Raw genomic sequence first — 25955 nt, forward strand, 5'->3', positions numbered from 1 at the left:
GAATAGATTTACTCTCCTAAGACTAAAAATCGCTCCACGTTTGGACTGAATATGTTTTCGAAAGCAGATATGATGCTGTAATCCTCACTAATTATCAGTGTTTTACTAATATTGTTTATTAATAATTTTCGAGATAAATCATCGAAGTTTGTAGAATGGAATTGCTGTCCTACTAATCGATTTGAAGATGTGAATACCGTATTACACCATTCAGAAACATTTTGTCCAACATCAATGCCGATAAATTCCACATTGGGGAATAATTCCTTCAATTGTAAAATTCTGTTGAAAATAAGGTTTGACATTTCTCTTTGGTTTACAGACCAGAAATAAACGACGGTCACTTTAGGTCGAACAATATTTGATAATTTGTAGTAATTTCCGTCTAAGTCGATGATTTCAAATTCAGGTGGAGTGCGTCCTTTTTGTAGATCAATTGTTCGGATGAACACTTGTTCTAACTCTGCTTTATGAATGTTTTTTTCATTGTATTTGTAAAATTCCTCCATATAGCATTGACAATCCTGTTTATTCTGTATGTTAAAAATATAAGCATACGCGGCATTTCTGTACAGATTATCGCGCATCATTCCTGAAGGGAAAAGACTGTCTATGATTTGTATTTTTTTCAAGTGAAACTCTTCGTCTTTGTTAATATCGGGAGCGTTGTGTGTTAGATTGTATTTTTTAAAAGTTAAATTGTTGATTAACATCACCATGTAGCTGTAATAGGGACGGTAATATTCCAATGAGCTGTTGTCAAACTCAATAAAATCGCGGTGATTGTAAAAATCTTTGGGCAATGAGTTTGCTACCGAGTTATTGCTATTTCGTTGATAGATAAAAGGATAAGATTCCACTTCACGAAATAAAGGATAAGTAGCACTTACCAATGCAATTTTTTTTGCATTTTCAGACAATGAAGGGTTTTCTTCTACAAAAAGTTGATAATGTTGCAGTTTTTGTTCGTAGATAGAATCTATTTTTTTCTTAAATTCGATTGGTTCAAGAGCATTATTTCTTTTGATAAAAGCAGTTACCTTTTCATTCTCAATCCATTGAGAAAGCATAAAATTATTGATATTAGCACCTTTTCCTGAAAAGGATAAGCTTTCAGATAGGTTAGAAATATTTCCCGTAAAAACTAAGCTATCTTTAGGTTCTACGTAGACATAAACATACTGATGATCTATTTCAATATTGTACAAAGTTTTTTCCTTAATATCCATTTCAAGTAAAAACTTTTTGTTTTCATCAAGCGTTATGGAGTCAATAGCTTTGTCATTTTCATAGAGAACAACCACCTTTTCTTTAGTGTTAGGTAAGAAGCCTTTTATGTAGGTTAGTTGTTGTTCTTCAGTGTTATGACAAGATACCAAAAGTATCAAAAAAAGAAAGTATATTATTCGATTCATCACCACATTTATCATCATCTCTGAGGCAAAGGTAAGAAAAATAAAATAGAACTCTGTTAAGAAGTAGTTAAAACAAAAAAGCTGTCTGAAAACATTATTCAGACAGCTTTCTCAGGCAAATTCTCTGATTATCGGTATCGTTTTATAAGGTTTTTCACCAATAAAATTACGTTTGGCATTGCTTTGTTTGCAGCATTTAGAACTTCCTCATGCGACACGTTTGGAGCTATTTCTGGCCCTCCCAAATCAGTGATTACAGAAAGTGCACACACTTCCATGTTCTGATGTCGAGCTACAATAACTTCAGGTACCGTACTCATTCCAACGGCGTCGCCTCCTAAGATACGTACCATACCGTATTCAGCAGGTGTTTCAAAAGAAGGACCTTGCAAACCAACATACACTCCTTTTTGAACCTTGATGTTGTTTTCTTTGGCTATATTCTCTAATTCGGTAATCATTGCGGACGAGTATGGTTTACTCATATCAGGGAAACGTGTTCCAAACTGATCCAAGTTCTTGCCTCGTAACGGATGTTCGGGGAACATGTTAATGTGATCGCGAATAATCATCACATCGCCAATCTCAAAATTAGGATTCACCCCTCCCGATGCATTCGATACAATAAGCCGATTAATTCCTAACTGCTTAAAAATTCGAATAGGGAAAGTTACCTCTTGCATCGAATAGCCCTCGTAGTAGTGAGCTCTGCCTGCCATCATCAAAACATAGCGTCCTTCTATTTTCCCGTAAATGAGCTTACCTTTATGCCCACTTACTGTTGATTTTGGAAAATTCGGAATGTTTGAATATTTGATTTCAGAAATCACCTCCACTTCGTTTTCCAAACGGCTCAGACCAGATCCTAAAATAATCGCAAACTCAGGCGTATGTTCCGAAATATACGATTGAATGATACGCGCCGTTTCATTTATTTTTTCGTAAATATCCATAGTAAATTAATCTTTTATTGGCAAATATACTAAAAAATAAGCATTTAAACAAATAAATTTGATACAACTATCTCAAATTTTTGCTTGAAAATTCGCTAGGAATTGTATCAGTCATATTGTTTGTTTCTTTGTGTGTTTCATCACATTCCTACAGAAGTACCACAAGGATAAAGCTGTAGTATTCAGGAAAGTAAAAGAGTGAAATTTTTATTAGAAATATAAGATGGTGAAGAAAGTATTTTTTCTTTGAAAATAATTAATGCTTTGTAAATCAATATTTTATGTGTCACGAATTGTTTTTTTTATAACAAATAAATAAAAGTAAGAAAAAAATTTGCTTATATCAAAAAAAAACATTTATTTTGCTATCCGTTAGGAGGATAGACAGTAAAAAAGTCTGAAAATTCTGTTATACAAAATAGTAATAGACCGGATAAAGTTTAGGTGAAGAAAGGGTAGTTTTACAGTTTTTTTTCGATACCTAAAATATCCGTTAAAATATCCCTCTGTATGAGGGCTTTATCATCTCTCTAAATGAAATAGGCAGTCGGGAAGACAGCCTATTTTTATTTGTTGTTTCTCTTCAAATTTGATTGTATGAAAGTTATTTTTTAGCGAAATCTACAATATTGAATTTTTAGTAAGGCATACCAAATCTTGAGTTTTTCTTTACGATACTTCAAAATAGGATAAGAGTACAAAAAATACAGTATCTTTTCCGTAGAACCAACACGAAAATTTTAGTAATTTCCTCACAACTATCCGAAACTTTTAAAATAAAAGTTGCCTGAGAATGTTGTATATTTGAAAAATTCCCATTTTTTTTCAATTATGGCACTCTTCAGGCGAAGCAAAAATACAAATAAACCCGTAATCAGACAAATTTTAGATCTCATTCCTGCGCATATTTTAAGAGCGGAAATCGCTAAACATCAGTCCGATAAGGGAAAGTCTACCTATAAAACTCGCGACCAATTGGTGGCACTAACTTTCGGACAGCTGAATAAATGCTATACGCTATCCGACATAAGTTGCGGATTATCAGTAAGTAGCACTTTCCTAAGCGATCTCCAACTCAAACAAAGTCCCGCAAAATCAACAATGAGTGATGGAAACAAAGTAAGACATTATGCAGTATTTAAAGATTTGTATTCTAGTCTTTTAAAGTATTACAAACACTCTTTAAAAGCCAAACATCAAAGTCATATCATCGATGAAATCCAAAACCACAAAATAAAAATCATTGACAGTACTACCATTAGCCTGTGTTTAAGTCTTTTCAACTGGGCAAAATTTCGGACAGCTAAAGGCGGACTCAAAATTCACACCGTTTGGGACGATCAACTTGGATTGCCTGAAATGGTCAATATCACCGAAGCTAAAACACACGATAGCAAAGGATTACAACAAAATATCTATCCGAAAAACACCATCATTGTTGAGGATAGAGGCTATTTTGATTTTAGTTTGATGCTCGGCAGAATCCATTGCCAAAATACTTTTGTTACGCGAATTAAGTCCAACACGCTCTACCAAAGTTTTGAAGAACGAGACCTGCCTGATGAAAAAGACCACGACATCCTCAAAGATGAAATCATCGTTTTGACCTCAAAAAAGGCGGTAGAAAGTGGTATTGATCAAGAGAAATTACGTTTGGTAACGGTTTATAAGCAAGACGGCAACAAAACCATAGAAATCATCACCAATAATATGGATTGGACGGCGAGAACCATTGCGGATTTGTACAAAAAACGATGGGATATTGAGTTGTTTTTCAAGGCGATGAAGCAAAATTTACAGATAAAAACTTTTCTTGGCACGAGTGAAAATGCGGTGAAATCACAGATTTATGTATCTTTGATTTGCTATCTTCTGTTGGAGTTGATAAAGCGATTTTATAGCGATAAAAAGACGGCATTTAGTAATTTTTGCGAGAAAATAAGGGTGTGTCTTATGCACTATCTGACGCTGAATTATGTTTGCAACGAACTGAAACCTATCGTAAAAAAAGTGAAAAAACCACCTGAAAACACACTCTTTGACAGAGATAATTCCGCACAACAAACAAGTCTGCCCTTATAAATAAAGGGTTGACAAGGAATTTTATGAGTTTTCAAAAAACTTTCGGACGGCTGTGTAATTTCCTAAATAAAAACTACCTAGGAACAAGGTTTTTCCTTAGGTAGTTTTCTTTTTTAGTAATTAGGTAGCCTCATTTTGAAACTTACCATCTGATGGAATGATTATTTTGAGCCTATTGTCAATGTTGTTTACTCCAAACTATACGTCGTTCCGTCTTTTCCGTCTTTGAGTTGAATACCGATGGCTTTCAGTTCGTCACGGATTTTATCGGACAAAGCCCAGTCTTTATTCGCACGAGCTTCCATACGCATCTGTATTAGCATTTGGATTACACCGTCCAATTTATCGTTATTCTCAGCGGATTGTTGCTCGTCTTTCAGTCCTAATACGTCGAAAACAAAGGCGTTGAAAGTAGTTTCCAACTCACGAAGGTCGGCTTCGGTCAGCGTCTCTTTCCCGTCTTTTACGAGGTTAATAACACGAACGCCCTCAAAAAGTTGTGCAATGAGAATAGGGCTATTGAAATCATCATTCATTGCTTGATAACATTCCTTCTTCCAGCTTTTTACATTGAACGAAGAGTTCTGAGCAGAAGGCAAGGACGAAAGTGTTTTTACCGCCTCCATAAGTCGGGTAAAGCCCTTTTCGGCGGCGAGCATTGCCTCGTTGGAAATGTCCAAAACACTTCGATAGTGAGCTTGCATAAAGCAGAATCGCACCACCGATGGTTTAAATGGTTTTTCGAAAAAGTCATTTTCTCCCGAAACAAGCTGCATTGGCAATATGTAATTTCCTGTGGATTTGCTCATTCGTTGCCCATTCATTGTCAGCATATTGGCGTGCATCCAATAACGAACCGGACTTTCTCCGTTGGCGGCTTTTCCCTGAGCAATTTCGCACTCGTGATGTGGGAATTTCAAATCCAATCCGCCTCCGTGAATGTCAAAACGCTCACCTAAATACTTAGTGCTCATTGCGGTACACTCCAAATGCCAGCCCGGAAAACCATCTCCCCAAGGCGAAGCCCATCGCATAATATGAGCAGGCGAGGCTTTTTTCCAGAGGGCGAAGTCCTGCGGGTTGCGTTTTTCACTCTGTCCGTCCAAATCGCGTGTGTTGGCGAACAGTTCCTCTATATTTCTGCGTGAAAGCTCTCCGTAATTTAGTCCGCGTTGGTTGTAGGCTTGCACGTCGAAATACACCGAACCGTTACTTTCGTAAGCGAAACCGTCCTTGATGAGTTTTTCGGTTAGTTGTATTTGTTCGAGGATATGCCCCGTGGCAGTCGGCTCGATGGTCGGTGGCAATGTGTTGAACATTTCCAATACTTTATGGAAATCCACCGTATATTTTTGTACGATTTCCATTGGTTCTAACTTCTCCAATCGGGATTGTTTTACGAAGCGGTCGTTTTCAACGTTGCCATCGTCGGTAAGATGCCCAGCATCTGTGATGTTCCTAACGTATCGAACCTTATATCCGATGTGTTTCAAGTATCTGAAAATTAGGTCGAACGACATAAAGGTTCGGCAATTTCCCAAATGTACATTGCTGTAAACGGTTGGTCCGCAGACGTACATCCCGACGTGTCCTTCCTTCAAAGGAACAAAGTTTTCTTTTTCGCCCGTAAGGGAGTTGTATATTTTGAGCTGATAGTTCATATTTTTATTTTTTGCTTCGTTTTTTCATTTCCAAAATAATCGTGTATAAAAATAGGGAAAGCACTCAATACACTTACTTTGTCGTCTTTGTTGATAAACTTTTCCTTTTGTTTATTAAAGATATCTATCTGAGAATAAATTTGTGATGGGTAAGAGTAGTTATCCGCTACAATATAATTCATTTTGCTTAGATGATGTTTTATAAGTTCTTTCCAAATGCTTTCGTCGTATTGATTGAAATCTATATATTTTGCTTCACAATATTGATTAACTTCCCTTTTGTAATCTTGCGAACAATGAACTGTAAGCTTTTGAAAATCTTTACCTGAATGATAATGTTTTAGTGCTTCTACCATTGGATAGCTGATGTATAATTTACCGCTTTCAGTTTCATTATCAAAAACACTCAATAATTTCTTAAGTTTCTCTGGACTATAGTTTGTAGCATGACATTCACAATCAAAAAACAGATAAATTTCAGAAAAATCCTTCTTCTTGTATTTTTTTAAGTCTTCAATTCTATTTTTAAGTAGAGAAAAAGTATCTAAGTATCCATCGGTTTCTAAATCTTTATAAATGGAATAAATAACCGTACCGAAAACACAAGTGATGACTGTTCTTTCATCAAAAAAATATTGCTTTAACTTTTCGTGGATATTAGGTTCTGTTTTCTTCCCTTCAAAAACAAACAAAATATTATTTTCTGATTGTGAACCCATTCGCTTTGTAAATTTTTTCCAAATTATGTCCCTCTCTTAATTCTTTATCCGTAAGATATGGTAGGGATGCAATTCTTTCTTTATTCATTATAAAATAACAATCGGGGCGAAGCAAATCATTGGACATAACGGAGGTGTTATGCGTGGTTAAAACAAACTGAACCCCCGTTTTTTTCAATTCTTCCACAACAAGCTCCGACAATTCGTGATGATAAAAAGCATCAAATTCATCAATAAAGACAAACGAAACTTTATTTACTTCACGTATTTTTTGCAACCAAAAGTAAAAAAGAGTAAGAGATTTGGTGCCTTGTGAGGCAATGTCAGAAAAATGAATTTGTTTTTTTCCAAAATCAAAAAAAAGTTGTCTTTTTCCCACTAGTCTAATGGCTTTTAACTTACATTCTATTCCTACTTTATTTAGAAATCGTTCAAAATCTGATACAAGATTTTTACTGATTATATCTTCTTCTAGACTAGTACTTCCTACTTCAAGACCAATATACTCATTCATTCCTAAAGAGCGAAAAAATAGCATTCTCTCTATAAAATCAAAAAAAATATAAAGAATGTCGTTTTCCTCTGCTTCTTCCAATTCTGAATTATACCTTACATAGTTCAAAATAGATAATTTCTTATTAGTAATCTCGGTTTTCAGATTTTCGGTGCCTTTGAAAGCCAATATAGTCTTCTCTCTTGTCTCTGTTCTGTCTATAAGTGCTAATATTTTTTTATTGATAGAAAATTTTTCATATTCAATAGTTTCATAGTCAGATTTTTTATACTCATAAGTCACAATATTACTATCAAATATAAATTCATAATTAAATTCGACATAGCTGTTACTACTATTCGCATTGAGATAATTATCATAATTGGACTCATTCTTGTTTTTATCTGTAAGGTGTCCAATAATATCAAAAATAGCAAACCCCAAATTGGATTTTCCTACTCCGTTTTTTCCGTAAATGATTGCGTTGTTTATTAACTCATTGTTGATACATTCTTTATTGAAATCGTATTTTTTAGCTTTAGTAAAATCAATTTCAAAATTTTTTCCAAAACTTTTAAAGTTGGATACTTTGAACCTTGCTAACATTTTTATTCCTTTTAGTTTGAGCGACAAAGATAGGAAAAAAAACGTAAAAAAATTACGGAATGCATTTTTTTGATTGCAAAAGATAATTCAATCACACTTTGAATAATTTTTCGCCCGTAAGGGAGTTGTATATGTTAAGTTTTTGCATTTTTGTAAATTCTTGTTCGTTTTTTTATCTATTTTGAAATTTGGTACAAAAGTGTACGATACCTTAAGAAAAATCAGTTTTTTCGGATTGTCAAAAACGAAAAATTCAGAATAGAAAAGCTACTAACCATATCGAAAATAAAGTTTAAAAAACACTTTCTCCAAATAGGGGAAAGTGTTTTCTTATTGTTAGGAATTACTTTCGTTTTTAATGTGAAAATCATCCTCTTTCTTTGGGGAATGAGATGAGAAATCTAGGTCAAAATTTTTACTGTCCCTAGTGTTTTTCTGAACGGCAATTGCACTAAAAATAGCCAATATAAACGAAAATGCGTAAAATCCTTTTTCGCTTGGCAATAATGTGTCGGCATTCCATAACCCTACAACTAGTAAAACAATTGATAAAATGGTTGAAAACCAACTTATTCCGTAGTAAATATCGGTTACAGGAATACCTTCCAATCGGTCGCGAACACTTTTTTGTACTGAAATTACGGCAAATAGTCCGTACATAAGTACCGTAAAGTAGTAGCCCTTTTCACTCAAAAGCATTTCGGCTCTCCAAAGACCAATCATATAGCCTAAAAAACCAATTCCTAATGCAATCCACGATGCCCCAATGAAGGCACTTGAAGGTTTTTGATTCATAATAAATTCATTTTATATTACGGCAAATGTATAATTTTTCTCAAATTAAACAAACTTATTTTGTAAAATGCAAGGCGTGAAATTTTTTAAAAATATAAATTGAAACATTAACCGTTTGAAATTTAATATTTTATTTTTTATTTTTTTTCGTTTTGATAGTGAATTTAGATAGCGTGATTTTTGATAGGAAAAACATTTCTCTTCCAAAATTATGGCACAAGGAATGATTTACTGTATCAGATGACACTTTGGCAAATGCTCAAAATCTTTTGATTTATTTGATTCTCAAATATACAACCTTTTTAGTTTCAAAAAAATCTTCGGTAAAAAAGTCGGATATGTTGTACAGTTGAACGTTTGTGAATGTAGCTAATTCTTCGCTCAAATCTCCTCCTTTTAGGTATAAAATTCCGTTTGGAAGTTCATGTTTGCCATCTTTTTTAACTTTGCCCTTGATCCATTTTACAAATTCAGGCATTTGGGTCACGGCTCGACTTACGATAAAGTCGAATTTTTTATCAATCAGCTCTACACGAGAGTTTATAGCAGTAACGTTCTCTAATCCAATTTCTTTCGCAACTTCTTTAACCACTTTTATTTTCTTTCCAATGGAGTCTACCAGCGTAAAATTCACTTCAGGAAACAAAATAGCTAATGGAATTCCAGGGAAGCCACCGCCTGTGCCTACATCCATTATGTCAGAGGAGGGATTGAAGACCTGAACTTTAGCAATGGCTAACGAATGCAGCACGTGACGTTCATAAAAAGAATCCATGTCTTTGCGTGAAATGACATTAATTTTCGTATTCCAGCTTCCGTAAACCGATTTTAGTGCTGCAAATTGTTCTTTCTGTTGCAGAGTTAAATCTTTAAAGTAGGTAAGAATATGTTCCATAAACTTTTATAACAAATTCAGAGGCAAATGTATGAAAAAACGACCGATTTTAATCTAATACATCCAAATATTTTAGTATTTTTGTAGCCAGTAATTAACAATTTTATTTCTATGCAACAATTTTTATCGGAACGCATCATCAATATGGAAACTTCAGCTACTTTAGCAATGGCTGCTAAAACGCGTGAGCTGAAGGCACAGGGCAAAGATATTATAGGTCTCAGTTTGGGAGAGCCTGATTTTAATATTCCTGATTTTATAAAGGAAGCCGCCATCGAAGCCATTCATCAAAATTACAGTAAATACTCTCCTGTAGATGGATATGCTGATTTGAAAGAAGCCATCTGTCAAAAATTTAAGCGTGATAATAATTTGATTTATAAGCCTTCGCAAATTTCTGTAGCTACGGGTGCAAAACAATGTTTAGCCAATGTAGCTTTGGTTATGATTAACTCGGGAGACGAAGTGATTTTCCCAGCTCCCTATTGGGTAAGCTACAAGGACATCGTGAAAATTGCGGAAGGAGTGCCAGTAGAGGTTTATACTACGATTGAAAATGATTTCAAAATGACTCCCGAGCAATTAGAGGCAGCGATTACTCCAAAAACTAAAATGGTGTGGTTCAACTCGCCTTGCAATCCAAGTGGTTCAGTGTACAGCCGTGAAGAGTTGGAGGCTTTGGCTGTGGTGTTGCGAAAACATCCAAATATATTTATTTTGTCCGACGAAATTTACGAATATATCAATTTTGTTGGTAAACATACTAGTTTCGCTGAAATTGAAGGTATATATGATCGAACTATCACCGTGAATGGAGTGTCAAAAGCGTATGCTATGACAGGGTGGAGAATAGGATATATAGGAGCTCCAGAATGGATAACTAAAGCCTGTACGAAAATGCAAGGACAAATTACCAGCGGAGCTAACTCAATTGCTCAACGAGCTACAATTGCTGCATTGAAAGCTCCTGTGAGCAATATTCAATACATGATTGATCAGTTTAAAAATCGAAGAGATTTGGTGTTGCGTTTGCTCGGCGAAATTGAAGGTTTCAAATTGAATGTTCCAGAAGGAGCGTTTTATGTTTTTCCGGACATTTCGTATTTCTTTGGTAAGACATTGCGAGGAAAAGAAATCAAAACTGCATCTGATTTTTCGTTATACCTGTTAGAAGAAGCAGGAGTTGCCACCGTAACGGGTGAAGCCTTTGGTGATGAACGTTGTATTCGTATTTCGTATGCTGCTTCAGAACAGGAACTTACAGAAGCGATTCGCCGAATTAAGGAATCGTTACAATAATTTTTTCAAAAAAAAGTTGAATAATTTTTTGGTAGTTTGAGAAAAAGTGCTACTTTTGCATCCGCATTCAAGCACTAAGGGTTCTTAGCTCAGCTGGTTCAGAGCATCTGCCTTACAAGCAGAGGGTCACTGGTTCGAATCCAGTAGGACCCACTTAGTCATAAATTTATTTAATGTTATTTTAGGGTTCTTAGCTCAGCTGGTTCAGAGCATCTGCCTTACAAGCAGAGGGTCACTGGTTCGAATCCAGTAGGACCCACTAAAATCTCAAAATTTGTTCGTTATATCGGGTTCTTAGCTCAGCTGGTTCAGAGCATCTGCCTTACAAGCAGAGGGTCACTGGTTCGAATCCAGTAGGACCCACAGAAAAAAATCTTCAAGTTTGCTTGAAGATTTTTTTTGTTTATAATCGTAGATTATTTTGTTATTTTTATCTATTTGTTTGATTTTTAGTTGTTTAGGTGTTGCAAAATACCGTTCAATTCATATTCATATTCATATACAGTACCATCAATACCAAGTCCGTATATTTTTTTAAACTCTTCATCTACTGAAATATCTAAAAGATATTCATCAATTTCTAAAACATACTGTGGTTTTCCGTTCCAATCAAGAACTTCGACCGTAACAGGCTTAGCAATTTCATAAGATTCTTCCTCCACTTGGTCTAATTTTAAAGCAAATACATACTCGGAGGTAGTAGCAACATCGCAATAATAGGCGTGTTTTACCACTCCTTCATTGTCTATTGCCTTTTCAACATCTGTTGCTGAACTCAAAGATACTGAAAACGATTTTTCGGCATCAACCAAAGAAACAAAATTTACTTGATTTAAGGCTTCCATAACCCCAACTATCCAAGTTTTATCACTTTTAGCAGCCCAAATACTTTGGTATAAAACTGTAAAATGCTTTGACGGATTTGGATATATAGGTTTGTCAAAAACGGTAGTTTCAGTTATAGGATTAAAAAACGTAAGCCAATAGTTACTATTTTTCATCGTTTCCAATACGAAAAGGGAATCTTTTATAAAAAAAGCGTAGGCAGAAGCCTCGTTAAAACGAACTACCTGATCTATCTTTGCAGATTGATTTGATATTGATTCCGAAACATTTAACAATTTCAACTTTCGAGAAGTTACATCGTTTATCCATAAACTGTTTTTCTCGTTTTTTTGTTTAATAATTCGAGCATTGATTACATCATTTGGGCCTCCTCCCCTATTTAATACAGAGGCTTCTAAAACTCCTTTTTTATTGAAAATTTGAAGTAAGCTTTTGGATTCAGTATTTTCAGGAGTACTCAAAAAAATATGCCTTGAGTCATTAGCTACGCTAAAAGCTCCTAAAATACTATCAATCAACACTTTTGACTTCAGTTTGATTCTTTTAACTTTTTCAATGTTCTCAACTTTAATTTCCTCAGGAAGGACGGAAGCCCTCTCTTTTTTAGAACAAGAAAAAAGAATCAGTGACAGGAGTAAGAAAAAATATTTATTCATTGTGTACAGTTTAAAAAAATCATTTTTATTTCAGTTCTTCAAAAAATATTTAGGATAGCAATTAAAAAAGCGATAACAAACTAAAACTACAAAAAGGTCAAACGTACGCTATAAAAAATTAGAATAACTTATAAATTTAACAAAAATACACGTTTAAACCTACAATTTAAACTTAAATACAGTGCTATAATCCGTATTACTATTATCTATTGCGTAGAACTCCGTTCCATCTTCTGAAATCGTGTAGGTTTGAAACGGATTACGTATTACGTACCTTTTAAGCAACTCTCCTTCCGTGTCCCAAATTAGTAAATTTACATTTGAATTTTTAGAAAATTCCTCTGGATTTTTATTCAGATAAGTAACATAGATTTTTCCCTGACGTATCAATGGTTTGCCGTAAAATATTTTTGTTTTTTCATCATAAAAATCGGTAATATTGGTATTAAAATCATCTGTTGTCCAAATTTCTTTTACCAATTTAAAATTTTTGTAAATACGAATTAAAGGAATATTGGAGTAAAAAGAGAAAAATTGATCTTTTTCAGAATCAAACACGGTAGTTTCTTGAAAAAAATTGGCGTAATCAATATCTTCTCCTGCCTCAGACAGTTCAACGTTAGGAAAATTACCAAAATTTGAAACGAATTCTTGTTTACCAATATTATATATTGCGTAATTAGGTTTTTCAAACAATGGTTTAAAAGCAATTTTTTCTGTGTCTATTTCAATTATTTTGTTTGGGGCTACACTCAACGATTTAGAGCTTAATACCGATAAATCACCATTTTTAAGTCTTAAAGTTTTTATATCAAATACGTTAGCATTAACCTGAATAAGATTATCTTTACATTTAAAAAAATAAGGATTACACTCCTGAAATTCATTTACTCCGTTACCAAATTTCATACAAGAAAAATCTTTTTGCAAAGTTGTCTTATTTATGAAATCAAATACATTTTTAGAATAATTTGGAAGATTTATTCCTACAATCCATTGCCCAAAAGAATGAATTTCGGTAGGAAAAATAATAGAATCCAACTTTATTTCCTGTATGGACGTTATTTTTTCTTCCGAAATAGAAAAAACATCTATTCTATTTATGTCATTTTTTTTCTGACAGGAAAAAAACACCAAGAATACTATAGCATATATGAGTTTCATTGTTTTTCAATTTAAAGTTAAGGAATAAAGCATAGGCTAAACCTCAGCTTCTTTTACTTATTAAGGACAAATACTTATTCGTCTGGGGATTATATCCCCATACGTACTTGCATCCATCACACGTTATAAATCGTGTCAATGAATGCTGTCCAAATATACCTGGACTTAGTTGATACTTTCTATAACACTCTTTAGGCGGAGTATCAGAATCGTCTTCTTCCCCGTTTTCGCTTTGAGCCAACTCTTCCAGATTAGCTAATGTTAACTCATTCAATTCAGTAGTATCCTTACTGACACTCTCACTAATTCCATAACCGCCTACCGCTACAATCCCAATAACTAATAGGCTTTTCAAAACATTTTTTTATGAGAAATTGATTTTTAATTTTATGGCTCGCAAGTTACAAAATATTTTTTAATTAACAAATATTTGTTTAAAAAGTGTTTCAAACGAAAGTGTTGTTATGAATTTTGCATCTATGGATTTTCGATTACTTCTTTTTTTAGTTATTCAAATTTTTAAATGTTATTTAAAATGTTAAAACTGGCTTTTTTTAGAAAAATACTTCTTTTTGTGTATTTGGAATAAAATTAAGGCTCCAATTCCAAAGAAAAGGACTAAAAATACCACCGAATTTCGCATATTGTTGGTCATTTGGTCAATCATACCGTAAATTCCCATACCGATAACAATACCAATCTTTTCTGAAACGTCGTAAAAACTGAAAAAAGAAGTTGTATCCTTTGTTTTTGGCAAATAGGTGGAATAGGTGGAGCGTGAAAGTGTTTGAATGCCTCCCATGACCAACCCTACTAAGGTGGCTGTAGCGTAAAAATGCCAAGGTAAATAGATGCAATATGCAATCAAACAGATACAAATCCAAACACAGTTTAATACGATGAGAGTGAGGATTTGCCCCATCTTTTTTACGCTCCAAACTGTCAATTTTGCTCCTACAATGGCTATTAATTGAATTATCAGAATGCTGACTATCAATCCTATGGTGCGTTCTTCTGTATCTTTCCATTGAATTTCTTGCTCTCCGAAGTAGGTAGCGACAAGCATCACAGTTTGTACGCCCATGCTATATACGAAAAATGCTAAAAGAAATGTTTTTAGGAGTTTGTTTTCTTTGAGTTGCTGTTGTACGTTTTGCAATTCTTTGTAGCCATTCAACAGAAATCGTTTGCTGAATTTGTTGCGGTCAGTTTCAAAATTAGGTAAATGACCGAAAGAATACTGACTGAAAATAATCCACCAAAAGCCTACCGTTACAAACGAAATTTTCATTGCCGTTAAGGTGGCTTCTTCCTCAGAGCCTTCGATTCCAAAAACAGAAGGAAACATGACCATCGCTAAGTTGAATATCAGCAATATACACGAACCTATATAACCCATGATGAAGCCTTTTGCACTGACTTCATCGTACTGTTCAGGCAAAGCAATATCTGGCAAATAGGAATTGTAGAAGACGATACTTCCCCAGAAACCAATGACTCCGAACAGATAGCATAGCAATCCAAAATAAATATTTTCTAATGAAAACCAATACAAACCAATACAAGAAATAGCCCCCAAATAGCAGAAAAATTTCATGAATGTTTTTTTCTTCCCTAAGTAGTCGGCAATACCACTCAAAATGGGTGAAATTACTACAACTATCAAAAAAGCCAAAGCTGTAACAAAAGTAATTGCTGCAGTGTTTTTAACACTAAATCCGAATAAATCAATGTGAGTTATATTGGCAATTTTGAATAGTAAGCCGTAGAAAATCGGGAAAATTGACGATACTATGGATAAACTATATACCGAGTTTGCCCAATCGTAAAAAATCCACGCTTTTAGTAGCTTTTTATGTCCTCTGGGATGTTGCTCCATATTTTTTTATATTTAAAGAACCATCTCGACTTTCGAAAGAGTTCTTTTTCAGTAAAAAGTCGAGATAGTTCTTAATGATTTCATGTGGTGGTATGTAATTTTCAAAAGGATTAACCATTATTTTTTCACTTTAAACACAAGTGACTCCAGCGGAGCGATATCTACCCGCATTTTTCCAAAGCCATTGGCCACGTTTAGTGTGGTTTGTTTTGTTTGATATAAATCATCTGTTAGGGAGTAATTACCGTCATTTAAAAACCAACTTCCGATGATGAACTGAGGAATTTGCAAATCGAACCCAAAGCTATCGCTTTCACTGAAGTTAACGATGATAATCCATTGATTTTCTTCATCGCCACGTACAAAGGCGTAGACCTTATCGTTATAGAATTCAGTGTTTTCGCGGTTATATTTATGAATGTCGGCGTAAAATCCTGTAACGGGAATGTGCAATAGTCGTTTGTAGAAATCACGCAGATGTTTTTCATTGTCAGATAGTTGTCCTCCGTCAAATTGTTTGTTGTTCATCCATCGCTGGTGAGCAGGTACGCCAACGTAGTCAAAAATAGAAGTTCTGGAAGGACTGCCAAAACCACCTTTTTCAGCTCCTTTTTCACCTACTTCTTGTCCGAAGTAAATCATAATTGGAGCATCGCTGATGAGCGTTGAAACTGTCATTGCTGGTTTTGCCTTTTCAGGGTAACCTGCGAACTCTGGTGATGCGATGCGTTGTTCGTCATGGTTTTCCAAAAAGTGAAGCATATTTTTAGCAATGTCCGCCAATTCGTGTTGGATAGGAGCAATAGCATCAGTGGATCGGCCATAGGAAACGATACCCCGTAGGGTGTCATACAATTGAACTTTATCATAGAGATAGTCCATTTTTCCCTTATGAATATAATCACGATATGCTTTTGGATTGTAGATTTCGGCTAATAAAAAAGCTTCCGGATTTTTATTTTTGATATTTGAATTGAGATAACTCCAGAATTCTACAGGAACCATTTCAGCCATGTCAAAACGGAACCCATCCACTCCTAAATCTAACCAGAATAAGGCTATGTCTCTAAATTTTATCCAAGTATTCGGAACCGTTTTATCTTTCCAAAATTGGTAATGTTCTTGGTGATTTTTATCGTTGAAATCGTCCGAAAGTTCTGGAAAATCCTTAATTCCATCAGGTCTAACTCCAAAATTGAGTTTTACTGTTTCATACCAATCGTTGAAATCTGGTTTTGATTTTCGAGAACCGTTGCCAGTCCATTTGGCAGGAAATTCATGAAATTTTCCGTCAATCAACGGATGTTTTTCTCCTCCAAGAGGCTCGTAGCCAGTTGCATAGTTTGGAAGTTCGAAAGTTTCGTTTGGATTGTAGTAAAAGTTATTGTTTACGTGATATGCTACCGAAGTGTCATCATCTTCTCCGAATCCTTTTACGCCTTTGGGTTTTGAAACGCTTTCATATTTTCTTGCTACGTGATTAGGAACAATGTCAATAATGACTTTCAATCCGTGTTTGTGGGTGCGTTCTACCAAATCTTTAAATTCCTGTAATCGATTTTCAGGATTTTCTGCCAAGTCGGGATTTACATTGTAGTAGTCTTTAACAGCATAGGGCGAACCTGCACGTCCTTTTACTACTTCTGGATCGTCATTGCTGATTCCAAAAGCCGTGTAATCATTTACTAAGGCATGATGTGGGACGCCCGTAAACCAAATGTGAGTAACTCCTAAATCCCTGATTTCCTCTAAGGCTTTGTCAGTAAAATCAGAAAACTTCCCAACTCCATTTTCTTCTTTTGTTCCCCAAGGTTTGTTGGAGGTATTAGTGTTTCCAAACAGACGCGTAAATACCTGATAGACTACCTTTTTCTCGTTTTTTTTCATCTCTTTTGTTGCTTTTTCTTCTATTGTGCTTTTACAAGCGGTTGCAAAAAAAAGAAAAATTAGTGTAGTAAACGCAATTGCGGTTGTATTTTTTTTCATAAATAGATTTTTTGTAGGCAAAGATACGGATTTTAATTTTTGTTTTTGAGGTTGATTTGATTCTTCTTGTAATAAATTTAAAGAGGCAACTAAACTATGCTCCCAATGTTTTATTTTAATCATTAAACCTTGGAGATTTAATCTCAAATTTCTCACGCTACACATTAGAAAGTATTTAATCCATTGACAGAGGATAAGTATCAAAGTTCAAATATAATACCTGTGTACAGTGGTTTGGACTCCATTTTTGAAGTCAAATATTTTCTAAATCTTTTTGCATAAACCATGAAAAAAACTATATTTGTCGAGAAATACAAAAACGATAAATAATGTCAAATATTCAACAGTTAACAGACCTTACTACGCAGGTGCGTAGAGATATTTTAAGAATGGTTCACAAGGTAAATTCAGGACACCCCGGCGGTTCGTTAGGTTGTACTGAATTTTTAGTTTGCCTCTATAACGAATTGATGGAAATCAACACCAATTTTGAGATGGATGGCAAAAATGAAGATCTCTTTTTCCTTTCAAACGGGCATATTTCCCCTGTATTTTACAGCGTTTTAGCTCGAAGAGGTTATTTTCCTATTAGCGAATTAAACACGTTTCGTTTGCTAAATTCTCGTTTGCAAGGACACCCAACGCCACACGAAGGATTGGAAGGCGTTCGTATTGCTTCAGGATCTTTAGGGCAAGGGCTTTCAGTTGGGATTGGAGCAGCACTGACCAAAAAGCTCAACGGAGATACGCATTTGGTATACACCCTTCACGGTGATGGTGAATTGCAAGAAGGACAAATCTGGGAAGCTGCAATGTATGCTGGAGGAAAAGGCGTTGATAACCTAATTGCTACCGTTGATTATAACAAAAAGCAAATTGATGGAAGCACGGATAACGTTCTGCCTTTAGGTGATTTACGTGCTAAATTTGAAGCCTTTGGTTGGCAAGTAATTGATATTGAGAAAGGAAACGACATCACTTCTGTTTTGGAAGGAATGAAAAAAGCAAAGTCCCTGACAGGCAAGGGAAAACCAGTATGTGTGCTTTTACATACCGAAATGGGTAATGGTGTTGATTTTATGATGGGAACTCACGCTTGGCACGGAAAAGCTCCGAATGATGAACAACTTGCGAAAGCTCTCGCACAAAATCCTGAAACATTAGGGGATTACTAAAAACCTCACCATAATTTATATGACTTCTATTTGAAATGAAAGAAACAACATTCGATTTTTTAGAAAAACTGAAAGGAGTAATGAACTTTGTTATCTTTGATATTAAAGGTAGCACTTTCACGTTACTAACTTTGGTGTATTTGATTGTGTCGAGTGTACTACTCGTGTTTCTGGCTAAAAGGCTGACTCATTTTTTGGAATACAGGTTTTTTGCTACTCGTATTGCTGAGAGAGGAAATCGGTCGGCTATTGTTACTATTATCAGATACTTAATTTTAGTCTTTGGATTCTTATTCATTTTTAAATCAGCAGGGTTTGAATTAGGAGCATTTAGTTGGCTTTTAGGAGCTTTAGGGGTCGGTTTGGGATTTGGTTTACAGAATATAACTAATAATTTCATTTCAGGAATCATCATTTTGTTTGAACGACCTATAAAGGTAGGTGATAGAATCCAAGTGGGAGATATTTCAGGAGATGTAGTCGCTATTTCTATGCGTTCCACCAGAATCATCACAAATGATAATATTTCGGTAATTGTACCTAATTCTCAGTTTATTAATGGCAATGTAACCAATTGGTCGCACAATGATAGATTGGTTCGTTTTCATTATCCGATTGGGGTCTCTTACAAAGAAAATCCGCAAAAAGTTAAAGATATCGTTCTAAAGATAGCTAATGATCACCATGGGGTACTTAAAGAACCTGCTCCTGCTCTTTGGTTTGTAGAGTATGGAGATAATTCCCTCAATTTTGAATTAGTTGTATGGACATCTACTTACATACAGAAACCTGTAGTACTCAAAAGTGAATTGTATTACATTATTTTTGAGGAATTCGCTAAACATGACATCGAAATACCTTTCCCGCAACGTGACATTCATATCCGTTCGGGCTTAGAAAACTCAAAGCAACTTTAAACATTAGATGTTTATAACAGAAACATAAAAATATAAAAAAAACTTAGTTTTCATTGAATAAATTTTAATGTAAAAACGTTATGAAAGTATCAAAATTAGCACAAAATTTAATCGGTTCTGAGATTGTAAAGATTGGAAACGAAGTAAACGATCTCAAAGCCAAAGGCGAAAAAATCACAAATTTAACTATTGGCGATTTGGATTCGAATATTTATCCCATTCCTGACGAGCTGAAAGCCGGAATCCAAAAAGCGTATGTCGACAATCTTACGAACTATCCTCCTGCGAGTGGTATCCTTTCGCTTCGGGAAAATGTTTCGAAAGACCTCAAACAACGTTACGCATTGGAGTACTCGGCGAAAGATATTCTTATCGCAGGAGGTTCGCGTCCGTTGATTTACGCAACCTTTAAAACTATTGTAGATGAGGGCGATAAAGTAATTTATCCTGTACCTTCGTGGAACAACAATCACTATTCGTATTTGAATTCTGCTCAGAAAGTAGAACTGGAAGTTAAGCCTGAAAACAACTTCTTACCTACGGCGGAAGAGCTACGTCCGCACCTGAAAGATGCCGTTCTGTTAGCACTTTGTTCGCCACTTAATCCGACAGGAACAATGTTTTCCGAGCCACAGCTTAAAGAAATCTGCGAGTTAATTGTGGAAGAAAACCGCAAGCGAGGAGCGAACGAAAAGCCTCTTTATTTGATGTACGACCAGATTTATGCAATGCTTACCTTCGGAGAAACGCACTTCAATCCGGTGAGTTTAGTCCCTGAAATGAAGCCTTATACGATATTTATCGATGGTTCTTCCAAATGTTTTGCGGCTACGGGCGTTCGCGTGGGCTGGGCTTTTGGTCCTTCGGAAATCATCGGAAAGATGGCGGCTCTACTTACGCACGTTGGGGCGTGGGCTCCGAAACCCGAACAACAGGCGATGGCTCAGTTCCTTACTGATACTAAAGCAGTTGACGCATTCGTAAATGATTTCAAAGGAAAGATTAAACATAGTTTGGAAACCCTACACGAAGGCATTCAGGCATTGAAACAAAAAGGATATGCTGTGGAAAGCATTCGTCCGATGGGAGCTTTGTACTTAACCATTCAGTTGGATTATGTTGGAAAAACCACCCCGAAAGGCGAGAAACTTAACGATACAACCGACTTGGTTTTCTATCTGATTAAGGAAGCCGGAATGGCATTAGTTCCGTTTTCTGCCTTTGGAAATAGCCGAACAATGCCTTGGTTTAGAGCTTCGGCGGGCGGATGTTCGTTGCAAGATATTAAGGACGTTCTCCCAAGATTAGAGAAAGCCTTAAGCGAATTGAAATAGAAAAACAACAATCAAACGGAGCAAAGTTTTCAACGAAAAAAAGCATAAAATCAGACTTTGCTCCGCTTATTGGTTTCAAATCTCAACTAAAATCATCACATCTTATATATATTATAAACTTTAAAAAACTTATTATTATGGCAGTAAAATACAATATCGTAGAAAGAAAAAACCTTTTAGACAAAGAAGCTAAACCTAAATTTTATGCAAGTGCAAAAGCAGACGGCGAAATATCTTTCCGTGCTCTTGCTAAAGAAATTGCGACAGGTTCATCAACCGTATCGGACACAGATGTTTTGGCGGTTCTCAATGATTTAACCAAAGTATTAGTAAAACATCTTTCGGAAGGACGTATCGTTCGTTTGGGCGATTTCGGGAGTTTCAGAATTACCATCTCAAGCGAAGGAGCAGAAACGGCAGAAAAATTCAATCCCGCTCTAATCAAAAGCAATAAAATTCAGTTTACACCCGGAGTGGATTTAAAGGAAATGCAACGCGTTATCAAATACGAAAAATACAAAAAATAATTTTATTTTCAGAAAGAAGTCTCAATTCATTGATATACGAGTAAGTGTATTTTTAAAATCATATGTATATATCTTATCGAAGATATATATATAAGTTTATAAAAATATATATACAAGTTGATGAAGTTTTATATATAAATTTTTAAAAATATATACATAAATATTAAGTTGCTTATTTACAAAACAACAAAAAAATATAGACGTAGGAGTTATACTCTCTAATTGAAATATTTAATTTTATTTCTTTTTATTATTACATATAAATAATCAAAAGGAATATTTAAAGTGTATAATAATAAAAATTCAATATAATGAGAAAAATAGTTTTTATATTGTTATCGATAATTATGTTATCGTGCAATAAAGAAAGTGAACCGAACAGACAAGAATTTCTTGAGCTATTTAAACGAGAAAGAAATATTCCACAAGATATTTCTATTGAGAGAATTTCATTAGGAAAAGATTTTGAAGTTGTTGCAGGAAAAAAAGACTTTGAGTTGTATTTATATAAAATTAAGGATAAAAAAATAATTGCCTCACATAAAGAGTCTATTCCAAAAGAAGTAAAAAAAGGAGAAAAAATATATTCAGTCAAGGGTTTTACACCCAATATAAGCCAATTAAAAGATGATGGTTTCGTTTGGATTGACGTAAAACGTGATTGGGCAGAGCAAGGAAGTACTTCGGTAAATCCGTATTATGTTCTTTTCTCTTTTGTGCTTCATAAGGATACTTTTGTTAAAATAGATAATAGCTCGTATGATTGGAATGGGGATATTATCGACATACGTACTTGGAATGAAACTAATTTTTTGGTTCAAGTAACAGGAAATTCTGATAGAGATTTTTATATTTACGGCGATAAATGGCAATTTTTGTTTAAATCAAATTCAAAATTCTTAATCAATCCTGATAAGATATATACTTTAAATCAGGAAGAAGCTATTGAGTTCGGAGATGAAAAACATCTATTTAAAAGGATAAATATTAAAGATAATAATATTGTTTGGCAAATTGATTCTGAGAAAATATTTCCTGCTAAAAGAGTGTTTCTAAGCCGAGTAACTCAAGTAAATAAAGCTGAAAATATTTGGACTTTTATAGTAAATTATACACTTCAGTATGAAGATAATGAGAAACAAGAACAGTTTGAAGAAGGAACAAAAACAATTAAAATAGACATTAATAACGGAAAAATTATTGAATAAGTAGTCTTTAAAGGAAGTATCAATGAAAGAAATACAAAAACATCAAGAGGATATTGTGGCGGCTTGTAAGAAATACAAAGTAAGTTCTTTATATGCCTTTGGTTCAGTAACTCGAGAGGATTTTTCTAAGCAGTCAAGTGATATTGATTTATTAGTGGTATTTCAGCCTATTGATTTGCTTGATTATGCCGATAATTATTTCGATTTATTGTTTGTTTTGCAAGGAATTTTCAATCGGAAAGTAGATTTAGTTACCGAAAAATCCTTGAAAAATCCTTACTTTATAGAAGAAATAAATAAAACAAAACAACTTATTTATGCCGAAGCAAGTTAATAAATGGCTTTATGATATTCTTACAGCTATAGAAGAAATTGAGTCGTATTTTGATGAAAACCCTAAGGATTTTGATTACTTTTCAAGTAATGGAATGTTGAAACGTGCCATTGAAAGAGACTTAGAAATTATAGGCGAAGCTGTAAACCGAATATTAAAAGTAGCACCAAATACAGAAATTACTAATGCAAGAAATATCGTTGGATTACGCAACCAAATTATACACGCTTACGATAATATTCAGGACGAAATCATTTGGGGGATAGTCATCAAAAACATTCCTTCACTGAAAGAAGAAATAAAATTATTAATTAAAAATGAATAAAATACGATTATGAAATATACAGACACAGGAAAAAAAGATACTCGAAGCGGCTTCGGGGCAGGATTGGCTGAGCTTGGGCGTACCAATCCTAACGTAGTGGCACTTTGTGCTGACCTTATCGGGTCGCTCAAAATGGAGAAGTTTATTGAAGAAAACCCTGAGCGTTTCTTCCAAATTGGTATTGCAGAAGCCAATATGATGGGTATTGCGGCGGGACTTACCATCGGAGGAAAAATTCCGTTTACGGGTACATTTGCCGCGTTTTCAACGGGAAGGGTGTATGACCAAATCCGTCAATCGATTGCTTATTCGGGCAAAAATGTGAAAATTTGTGCCTCACACGCAGGGCTTACCTTAGGAGAAGATGGGGCAACGCACCAGATTTTGGAAGACATCGGTCTGATGAAAATGCTCCCCGGAATGGTAGTTATCAATCCGTGCGACTATAATCAAACTAAAGCGGCCACTATTGCCATTGCCGATTATCAAGGACCGGTTTATTTACGTTTCGGGCGTCCGACTGTAGCAAATTTTACTCCGGAAGACCAAAAATTCGAAATCGGAAAAGGTATTCTTCTCACAGAAGGGAAAGATGTAACTATTGTTGCTACAGGACATTTGGTTTGGGAAGCCTTACTTGCTGCTGATGAATTGGAAAAGCAAGGTATTTCTGCCGAAGTAATTAACATTCATACTATCAAACCTTTGGACGAGGAAATTATTTTAAATTCGGTAAAGAAAACCAAATGTATCGTTACTTGTGAGGAACACAATTACTATGGAGGATTGGGCGAAAGTATATCACGTGTACTTACACAAAGGTTCCCTATTCCACAAGAATTCGTGGCGGTGAATGACACATTCGGAGAATCAGGAACACCTTCCGAACTAATGAAAAAATACGGACTTGACAAAGATGGCGTACTAAAAGCTGTAGAAAAAGTATTAAAACGTAAATAGTTTGTTTTTTAAGTTTATACTTTTTAACTTTGCGACTGAACAAGTAAGAAAATATGTTATGAAGAAGATTTTTGCAATTGTATTATTGATTGTCGGTATTTTCGGCGGTTATAAAGGTTATCAAGTAATTGATGATAGCTCAAAAGGAATAGAGTTAGCAGGGTTTGAAATTAAAGCTGAAGACAAAGACTCTAAAACAATGGGGTACGTTTATTTAGGTCTTGGTGTAGCTGCTCTTGTTGGTGGTATAGTTCTTTTATCAAGAAAAAAATAAACATCACTAATTTATTGAAGTCATAAACGGGCTGAGAGTTAATACCCTCAGCCCGTTTATTTTAAATTGGTACATTTTGCGAAAGAATTTTATTAACTTACACCAAATCGAGCGGCTGTATTGAGTTTTCCGATAAGGCTTTTAGCCACTAAGTTAGTGTATGTTTTTTTTCGATATTTTGTGATAGGTTGAATTCCTATGATACTATTTGTGATAAAAAGTTCATCCGCTTTTTGTAGTTCGAAAGGAGAAATTGATGTTTCAATAACTTCAAATTCAGGGATTTTTTTTAGCAAATTAAGAAGTACTTTCCGAGTAATACCATTGATGCAACCGTCGGTTAGGGGAGGGGTTTTGAGTTTATTACCTTCCACCATAAACAAGTTACCGTTCAATGCTCCTGCAACATTCTTGTTACTGTTCAGTAAGATGCAATTTTGATAGTCGTTTTCTTTGGTAAAAACACTTCCTATGATATTAATAATCCGATTCGTGTGTTTTACATTAGCTAATAAATCAGGTTGTAGGTAAAAATCTTTAAAAAGTTCTACCTCGTAGGGTGTTTCATGCAATTCATAGAAAATAGACGAGATAGGATGTACTTCGATGAGGTAGTCAACATCATTTGTATGGGGAGTGTAAAGTCCGCCATTTTTTCGAGATACGGTCATCCTAACTCGTGTGGGGGTGTTGTTTAATTTATTGGTATTTAATGTTTTTAGAATTTCATTTTCAAGAAATTCTAAAGTAAAATTCATAGGAATTTCCATTCGTAGGATACGCATACCTGCCATTAATCGTAGGTAGTGTTCCTCCCAAAAGACTAATTTTTGATTAGTATATTTAACAGTATCGAAAACAGCATCGCCATATTTGAAACCTCTGTTTTCACATGACAAAATAAGTTCCTCGGAAGATAGAAATGTCCCGTTGTAGTTTATTTTCATATAGTTATAATTAATTCTAAGCAGTACCTAAGGCGTGTCGAAGTTCGGTTACTTGGTTTTCCCACAACATTTTAGATTCTTCCAAATCATTGGGTTCGGCAAAATCTACCACGACTAATGAAACATCTTGAGTTAATTCATCGACCATAATTTTTAGTTCAAAATAAGAATCGTCACCGCAGTCTAACCAACGGAATTTGATTGATTCATCCATTTTTTTGCGAAGTAATCGGGCTTTTTCCTGAGTGTCATCCCAAATAAAAGTATAAATCTCACCTCTTGAATTTACATCGTCAGCATACCATTCCGAAAGTCCAGAAGGTGTGGAAATATACTGATACAGCATTTGTGGAGAAACCTGAATGACAAATTCCATTTCATATTTTACCTTTTTCTGCATGTTGTTTATGTGATAAGATATTAATGAGGGCAATATATGTCTTTTAATTTAATATACCAACTTTTTAACATTTAATTTTGTGATTTTTGTATAGATACGGTGATT

At 34.7% G+C, this 25955-nt stretch carries 25 protein-coding genes and 3 tRNA genes; 14 read left to right on the forward strand and 14 right to left on the reverse strand.

Annotation, left to right across the window (positions count from 1 at the left end; all coding sequences use genetic code 11):
• Window positions 1-8: 8 nt before the first annotated feature.
• Window positions 9-1415 (reverse strand): thioredoxin-like domain-containing protein, encoded by a 1407-nt coding sequence (locus CGC52_RS10330; protein ID WP_232751813.1) that lies wholly within the window; start codon window positions 1413-1415, stop codon window positions 9-11.
• A gap of 128 nt (window positions 1416-1543) precedes the next feature.
• On the reverse strand, window positions 1544-2368 hold the full coding sequence (locus tag CGC52_RS10335) for a purine-nucleoside phosphorylase (RefSeq protein WP_042007921.1): 825 nt from the start codon (window positions 2366-2368) through the stop codon (window positions 1544-1546).
• Window positions 2369-3199: 831 nt separating this feature from the next.
• Between CGC52_RS10335 and CGC52_RS10340 the strand changes: the two genes are divergently transcribed.
• Window positions 3200-4450, forward strand: coding sequence for an IS4 family transposase (locus CGC52_RS10340; protein ID WP_095894317.1), 1251 nt, complete (start codon window positions 3200-3202; stop codon window positions 4448-4450).
• A gap of 188 nt (window positions 4451-4638) precedes the next feature.
• Here the strand turns inward: CGC52_RS10340 and cysS are convergent, their stop codons facing one another.
• The 5 genes from cysS to rsmG all read right to left on the reverse strand — a co-directional run bounded on the left by cysS (window position 4639) and on the right by rsmG (window position 9619).
• The gene (gene cysS / locus CGC52_RS10345) at window positions 4639-6111 is read right to left on the reverse strand and encodes a cysteine--tRNA ligase (protein WP_095894318.1); all 1473 of its coding nucleotides are present in this window, start codon (window positions 6109-6111) and stop codon (window positions 4639-4641) included.
• Entirely contained in the window at window positions 6108-6830 is a 723-nt protein-coding gene (locus CGC52_RS10350) for a hypothetical protein (protein WP_095894319.1), read from the reverse strand. Before CGC52_RS10350 ends, cysS begins: the two co-directional genes overlap by 4 nt.
• Entirely contained in the window at window positions 6808-7929 is a 1122-nt protein-coding gene (locus tag CGC52_RS10355) for an ATP/GTP-binding protein (RefSeq protein ID WP_095894320.1), read from the reverse strand. Before CGC52_RS10355 ends, CGC52_RS10350 begins: the two co-directional genes overlap by 23 nt.
• Window positions 7930-8265: 336 nt before the next feature.
• On the reverse strand, window positions 8266-8724 hold the full coding sequence (gene yiaA, locus CGC52_RS10360; protein ID WP_042345092.1) for an inner membrane protein YiaA: 459 nt from the start codon (window positions 8722-8724) through the stop codon (window positions 8266-8268).
• 274 nt (window positions 8725-8998) lie between these two features.
• Entirely contained in the window at window positions 8999-9619 is a 621-nt protein-coding gene (gene rsmG, locus CGC52_RS10365) for a 16S rRNA (guanine(527)-N(7))-methyltransferase RsmG (protein ID WP_095894321.1), read from the reverse strand.
• 111 nt (window positions 9620-9730) lie between these two features.
• Here rsmG and CGC52_RS10370 point away from each other — a divergent pair, with 111 nt between their 5' ends.
• From CGC52_RS10370 to CGC52_RS10385, 4 genes are all read left to right on the forward strand, one after another.
• Window positions 9731-10918, forward strand: a complete 1188-nt coding sequence (locus tag CGC52_RS10370; protein ID WP_095894322.1) for a pyridoxal phosphate-dependent aminotransferase — start codon at window positions 9731-9733, stop codon at window positions 10916-10918.
• Window positions 10919-10996: 78 nt separating this feature from the next.
• A tRNA-Val gene (locus CGC52_RS10375) sits at window positions 10997-11071 on the forward strand.
• 31 nt (window positions 11072-11102) lie between these two features.
• Window positions 11103-11177, forward strand: a tRNA-Val gene (locus CGC52_RS10380).
• A gap of 29 nt (window positions 11178-11206) precedes the next feature.
• Window positions 11207-11281, forward strand: a tRNA-Val gene (locus CGC52_RS10385).
• 86 nt (window positions 11282-11367) lie between these two features.
• Here the strand turns inward: CGC52_RS10385 and CGC52_RS10390 are convergent.
• From CGC52_RS10390 to CGC52_RS10410, 5 genes are all read right to left on the reverse strand, one after another.
• Window positions 11368-12420, reverse strand: a complete 1053-nt coding sequence (locus CGC52_RS10390; protein ID WP_095894323.1) for a hypothetical protein — start codon at window positions 12418-12420, stop codon at window positions 11368-11370.
• 159 nt (window positions 12421-12579) lie between these two features.
• Window positions 12580-13584 carry a hypothetical protein gene (locus tag CGC52_RS10395; protein WP_095894324.1) on the reverse strand — a complete coding sequence of 335 codons (1005 nt, stop codon included), beginning with the start codon at window positions 13582-13584 and terminating at the stop codon, window positions 12580-12582.
• 43 nt (window positions 13585-13627) lie between these two features.
• Complete coding sequence (locus CGC52_RS10400; protein ID WP_095894325.1) at window positions 13628-13939, reverse strand: NVEALA domain-containing protein; 312 nt, start codon at window positions 13937-13939, stop codon at window positions 13628-13630.
• Window positions 13940-14122: 183 nt separating this feature from the next.
• Window positions 14123-15463 (reverse strand): MFS transporter, encoded by a 1341-nt coding sequence (locus CGC52_RS10405; protein WP_095894326.1) that lies wholly within the window; start codon window positions 15461-15463, stop codon window positions 14123-14125.
• 117 nt (window positions 15464-15580) lie between these two features.
• Window positions 15581-17350, reverse strand: a complete 1770-nt coding sequence (locus CGC52_RS10410; protein ID WP_095894518.1) for an alpha-amylase family glycosyl hydrolase — start codon at window positions 17348-17350, stop codon at window positions 15581-15583.
• A 428-nt stretch (window positions 17351-17778) separates the two neighbouring features.
• Here CGC52_RS10410 and CGC52_RS10415 point away from each other — a divergent pair, with 428 nt between their 5' ends.
• From CGC52_RS10415 to CGC52_RS10455, 9 genes are all read left to right on the forward strand, one after another.
• Entirely contained in the window at window positions 17779-18624 is an 846-nt protein-coding gene (locus CGC52_RS10415) for a transketolase (protein WP_095894327.1), read from the forward strand.
• A gap of 35 nt (window positions 18625-18659) precedes the next feature.
• Entirely contained in the window at window positions 18660-19541 is an 882-nt protein-coding gene (locus CGC52_RS10420) for a mechanosensitive ion channel family protein (RefSeq protein ID WP_042344409.1), read from the forward strand.
• 80 nt (window positions 19542-19621) lie between these two features.
• Complete coding sequence (locus tag CGC52_RS10425; protein ID WP_095894328.1) at window positions 19622-20875, forward strand: pyridoxal phosphate-dependent aminotransferase; 1254 nt, start codon at window positions 19622-19624, stop codon at window positions 20873-20875.
• 137 nt (window positions 20876-21012) lie between these two features.
• Window positions 21013-21402 (forward strand): HU family DNA-binding protein, encoded by a 390-nt coding sequence (locus CGC52_RS10430; protein ID WP_095894329.1) that lies wholly within the window; start codon window positions 21013-21015, stop codon window positions 21400-21402.
• Between the two features lie 311 nt (window positions 21403-21713).
• Window positions 21714-22610, forward strand: a complete 897-nt coding sequence (locus CGC52_RS10435; protein WP_157909138.1) for a hypothetical protein — start codon at window positions 21714-21716, stop codon at window positions 22608-22610.
• Window positions 22611-22632: 22 nt separating this feature from the next.
• Entirely contained in the window at window positions 22633-22944 is a 312-nt protein-coding gene (locus CGC52_RS10440) for a nucleotidyltransferase family protein (protein WP_018279063.1), read from the forward strand.
• Window positions 22928-23269, forward strand: a complete 342-nt coding sequence (locus CGC52_RS10445; RefSeq protein WP_095894331.1) for a DUF86 domain-containing protein — start codon at window positions 22928-22930, stop codon at window positions 23267-23269. Before CGC52_RS10440 ends, CGC52_RS10445 begins: the two co-directional genes overlap by 17 nt.
• A gap of 6 nt (window positions 23270-23275) precedes the next feature.
• Window positions 23276-24229, forward strand: coding sequence for a transketolase family protein (locus CGC52_RS10450; protein ID WP_095894332.1), 954 nt, complete (start codon window positions 23276-23278; stop codon window positions 24227-24229).
• 58 nt (window positions 24230-24287) lie between these two features.
• Window positions 24288-24503 carry a hypothetical protein gene (locus CGC52_RS10455; RefSeq protein ID WP_042005672.1) on the forward strand — a complete coding sequence of 72 codons (216 nt, stop codon included), beginning with the start codon at window positions 24288-24290 and terminating at the stop codon, window positions 24501-24503.
• A 92-nt stretch (window positions 24504-24595) separates the two neighbouring features.
• On the opposite strand, the gene CGC52_RS10460 is transcribed toward CGC52_RS10455, so the two are convergent.
• Together CGC52_RS10460 and CGC52_RS10465 are read right to left on the reverse strand one after the other, a co-directional pair.
• On the reverse strand, window positions 24596-25450 hold the full coding sequence (locus CGC52_RS10460; protein WP_095894333.1) for an aminotransferase class IV: 855 nt from the start codon (window positions 25448-25450) through the stop codon (window positions 24596-24598).
• 16 nt (window positions 25451-25466) lie between these two features.
• The gene (locus tag CGC52_RS10465) at window positions 25467-25850 is read right to left on the reverse strand and encodes an START-like domain-containing protein (RefSeq protein WP_042005667.1); all 384 of its coding nucleotides are present in this window, start codon (window positions 25848-25850) and stop codon (window positions 25467-25469) included.
• Between the last annotated feature and the right edge of the window lie 105 nt (window positions 25851-25955).

The organism is Capnocytophaga sp. H2931 (genome assembly GCF_002302535.1).
GTDB lineage: Bacteria > Bacteroidota > Bacteroidia > Flavobacteriales > Flavobacteriaceae > Capnocytophaga > Capnocytophaga canis.

Coding starts and splice junctions, on each gene's coding strand:
- rsmG (WP_095894321.1), bottom strand. CDS start 9,619: ATGGAACATATTCTTACCTACTTTAAAGATTTAACTCTGCAACAGAAA.
- CGC52_RS10425 (WP_095894328.1), top strand. CDS start 19,622: ATGAAAGTATCAAAATTAGCACAAAATTTAATCGGTTCTGAGATTGTA.
- CGC52_RS10330 (WP_232751813.1), bottom strand. CDS start 1,415: ATGAATCGAATAATATACTTTCTTTTTTTGATACTTTTGGTATCTTGT.
- CGC52_RS10445 (WP_095894331.1), top strand. CDS start 22,928: ATGCCGAAGCAAGTTAATAAATGGCTTTATGATATTCTTACAGCTATA.
- CGC52_RS10340 (WP_095894317.1), top strand. CDS start 3,200: ATGGCACTCTTCAGGCGAAGCAAAAATACAAATAAACCCGTAATCAGA.
- CGC52_RS10430 (WP_095894329.1), top strand. CDS start 21,013: ATGGCAGTAAAATACAATATCGTAGAAAGAAAAAACCTTTTAGACAAA.
- yiaA (WP_042345092.1), bottom strand. CDS start 8,724: ATGAATCAAAAACCTTCAAGTGCCTTCATTGGGGCATCGTGGATTGCA.
- CGC52_RS10415 (WP_095894327.1), top strand. CDS start 17,779: ATGTCAAATATTCAACAGTTAACAGACCTTACTACGCAGGTGCGTAGA.
- CGC52_RS10465 (WP_042005667.1), bottom strand. CDS start 25,850: ATGCAGAAAAAGGTAAAATATGAAATGGAATTTGTCATTCAGGTTTCT.
- CGC52_RS10440 (WP_018279063.1), top strand. CDS start 22,633: ATGAAAGAAATACAAAAACATCAAGAGGATATTGTGGCGGCTTGTAAG.
- CGC52_RS10355 (WP_095894320.1), bottom strand. CDS start 7,929: ATGTTAGCAAGGTTCAAAGTATCCAACTTTAAAAGTTTTGGAAAAAAT.
- CGC52_RS10435 (WP_157909138.1), top strand. CDS start 21,714: ATGAGAAAAATAGTTTTTATATTGTTATCGATAATTATGTTATCGTGC.
- CGC52_RS10460 (WP_095894333.1), bottom strand. CDS start 25,450: ATGAAAATAAACTACAACGGGACATTTCTATCTTCCGAGGAACTTATT.
- CGC52_RS10390 (WP_095894323.1), bottom strand. CDS start 12,420: ATGAATAAATATTTTTTCTTACTCCTGTCACTGATTCTTTTTTCTTGT.
- CGC52_RS10420 (WP_042344409.1), top strand. CDS start 18,660: ATGAAAGAAACAACATTCGATTTTTTAGAAAAACTGAAAGGAGTAATG.
- CGC52_RS10410 (WP_095894518.1), bottom strand. CDS start 17,350: ATGAAAAAAAACGAGAAAAAGGTAGTCTATCAGGTATTTACGCGTCTG.
- cysS (WP_095894318.1), bottom strand. CDS start 6,111: ATGAACTATCAGCTCAAAATATACAACTCCCTTACGGGCGAAAAAGAA.
- CGC52_RS10455 (WP_042005672.1), top strand. CDS start 24,288: ATGAAGAAGATTTTTGCAATTGTATTATTGATTGTCGGTATTTTCGGC.
- CGC52_RS10395 (WP_095894324.1), bottom strand. CDS start 13,584: ATGAAACTCATATATGCTATAGTATTCTTGGTGTTTTTTTCCTGTCAG.
- CGC52_RS10335 (WP_042007921.1), bottom strand. CDS start 2,368: ATGGATATTTACGAAAAAATAAATGAAACGGCGCGTATCATTCAATCG.
- CGC52_RS10370 (WP_095894322.1), top strand. CDS start 9,731: ATGCAACAATTTTTATCGGAACGCATCATCAATATGGAAACTTCAGCT.
- CGC52_RS10350 (WP_095894319.1), bottom strand. CDS start 6,830: ATGGGTTCACAATCAGAAAATAATATTTTGTTTGTTTTTGAAGGGAAG.
- CGC52_RS10405 (WP_095894326.1), bottom strand. CDS start 15,463: ATGGAGCAACATCCCAGAGGACATAAAAAGCTACTAAAAGCGTGGATT.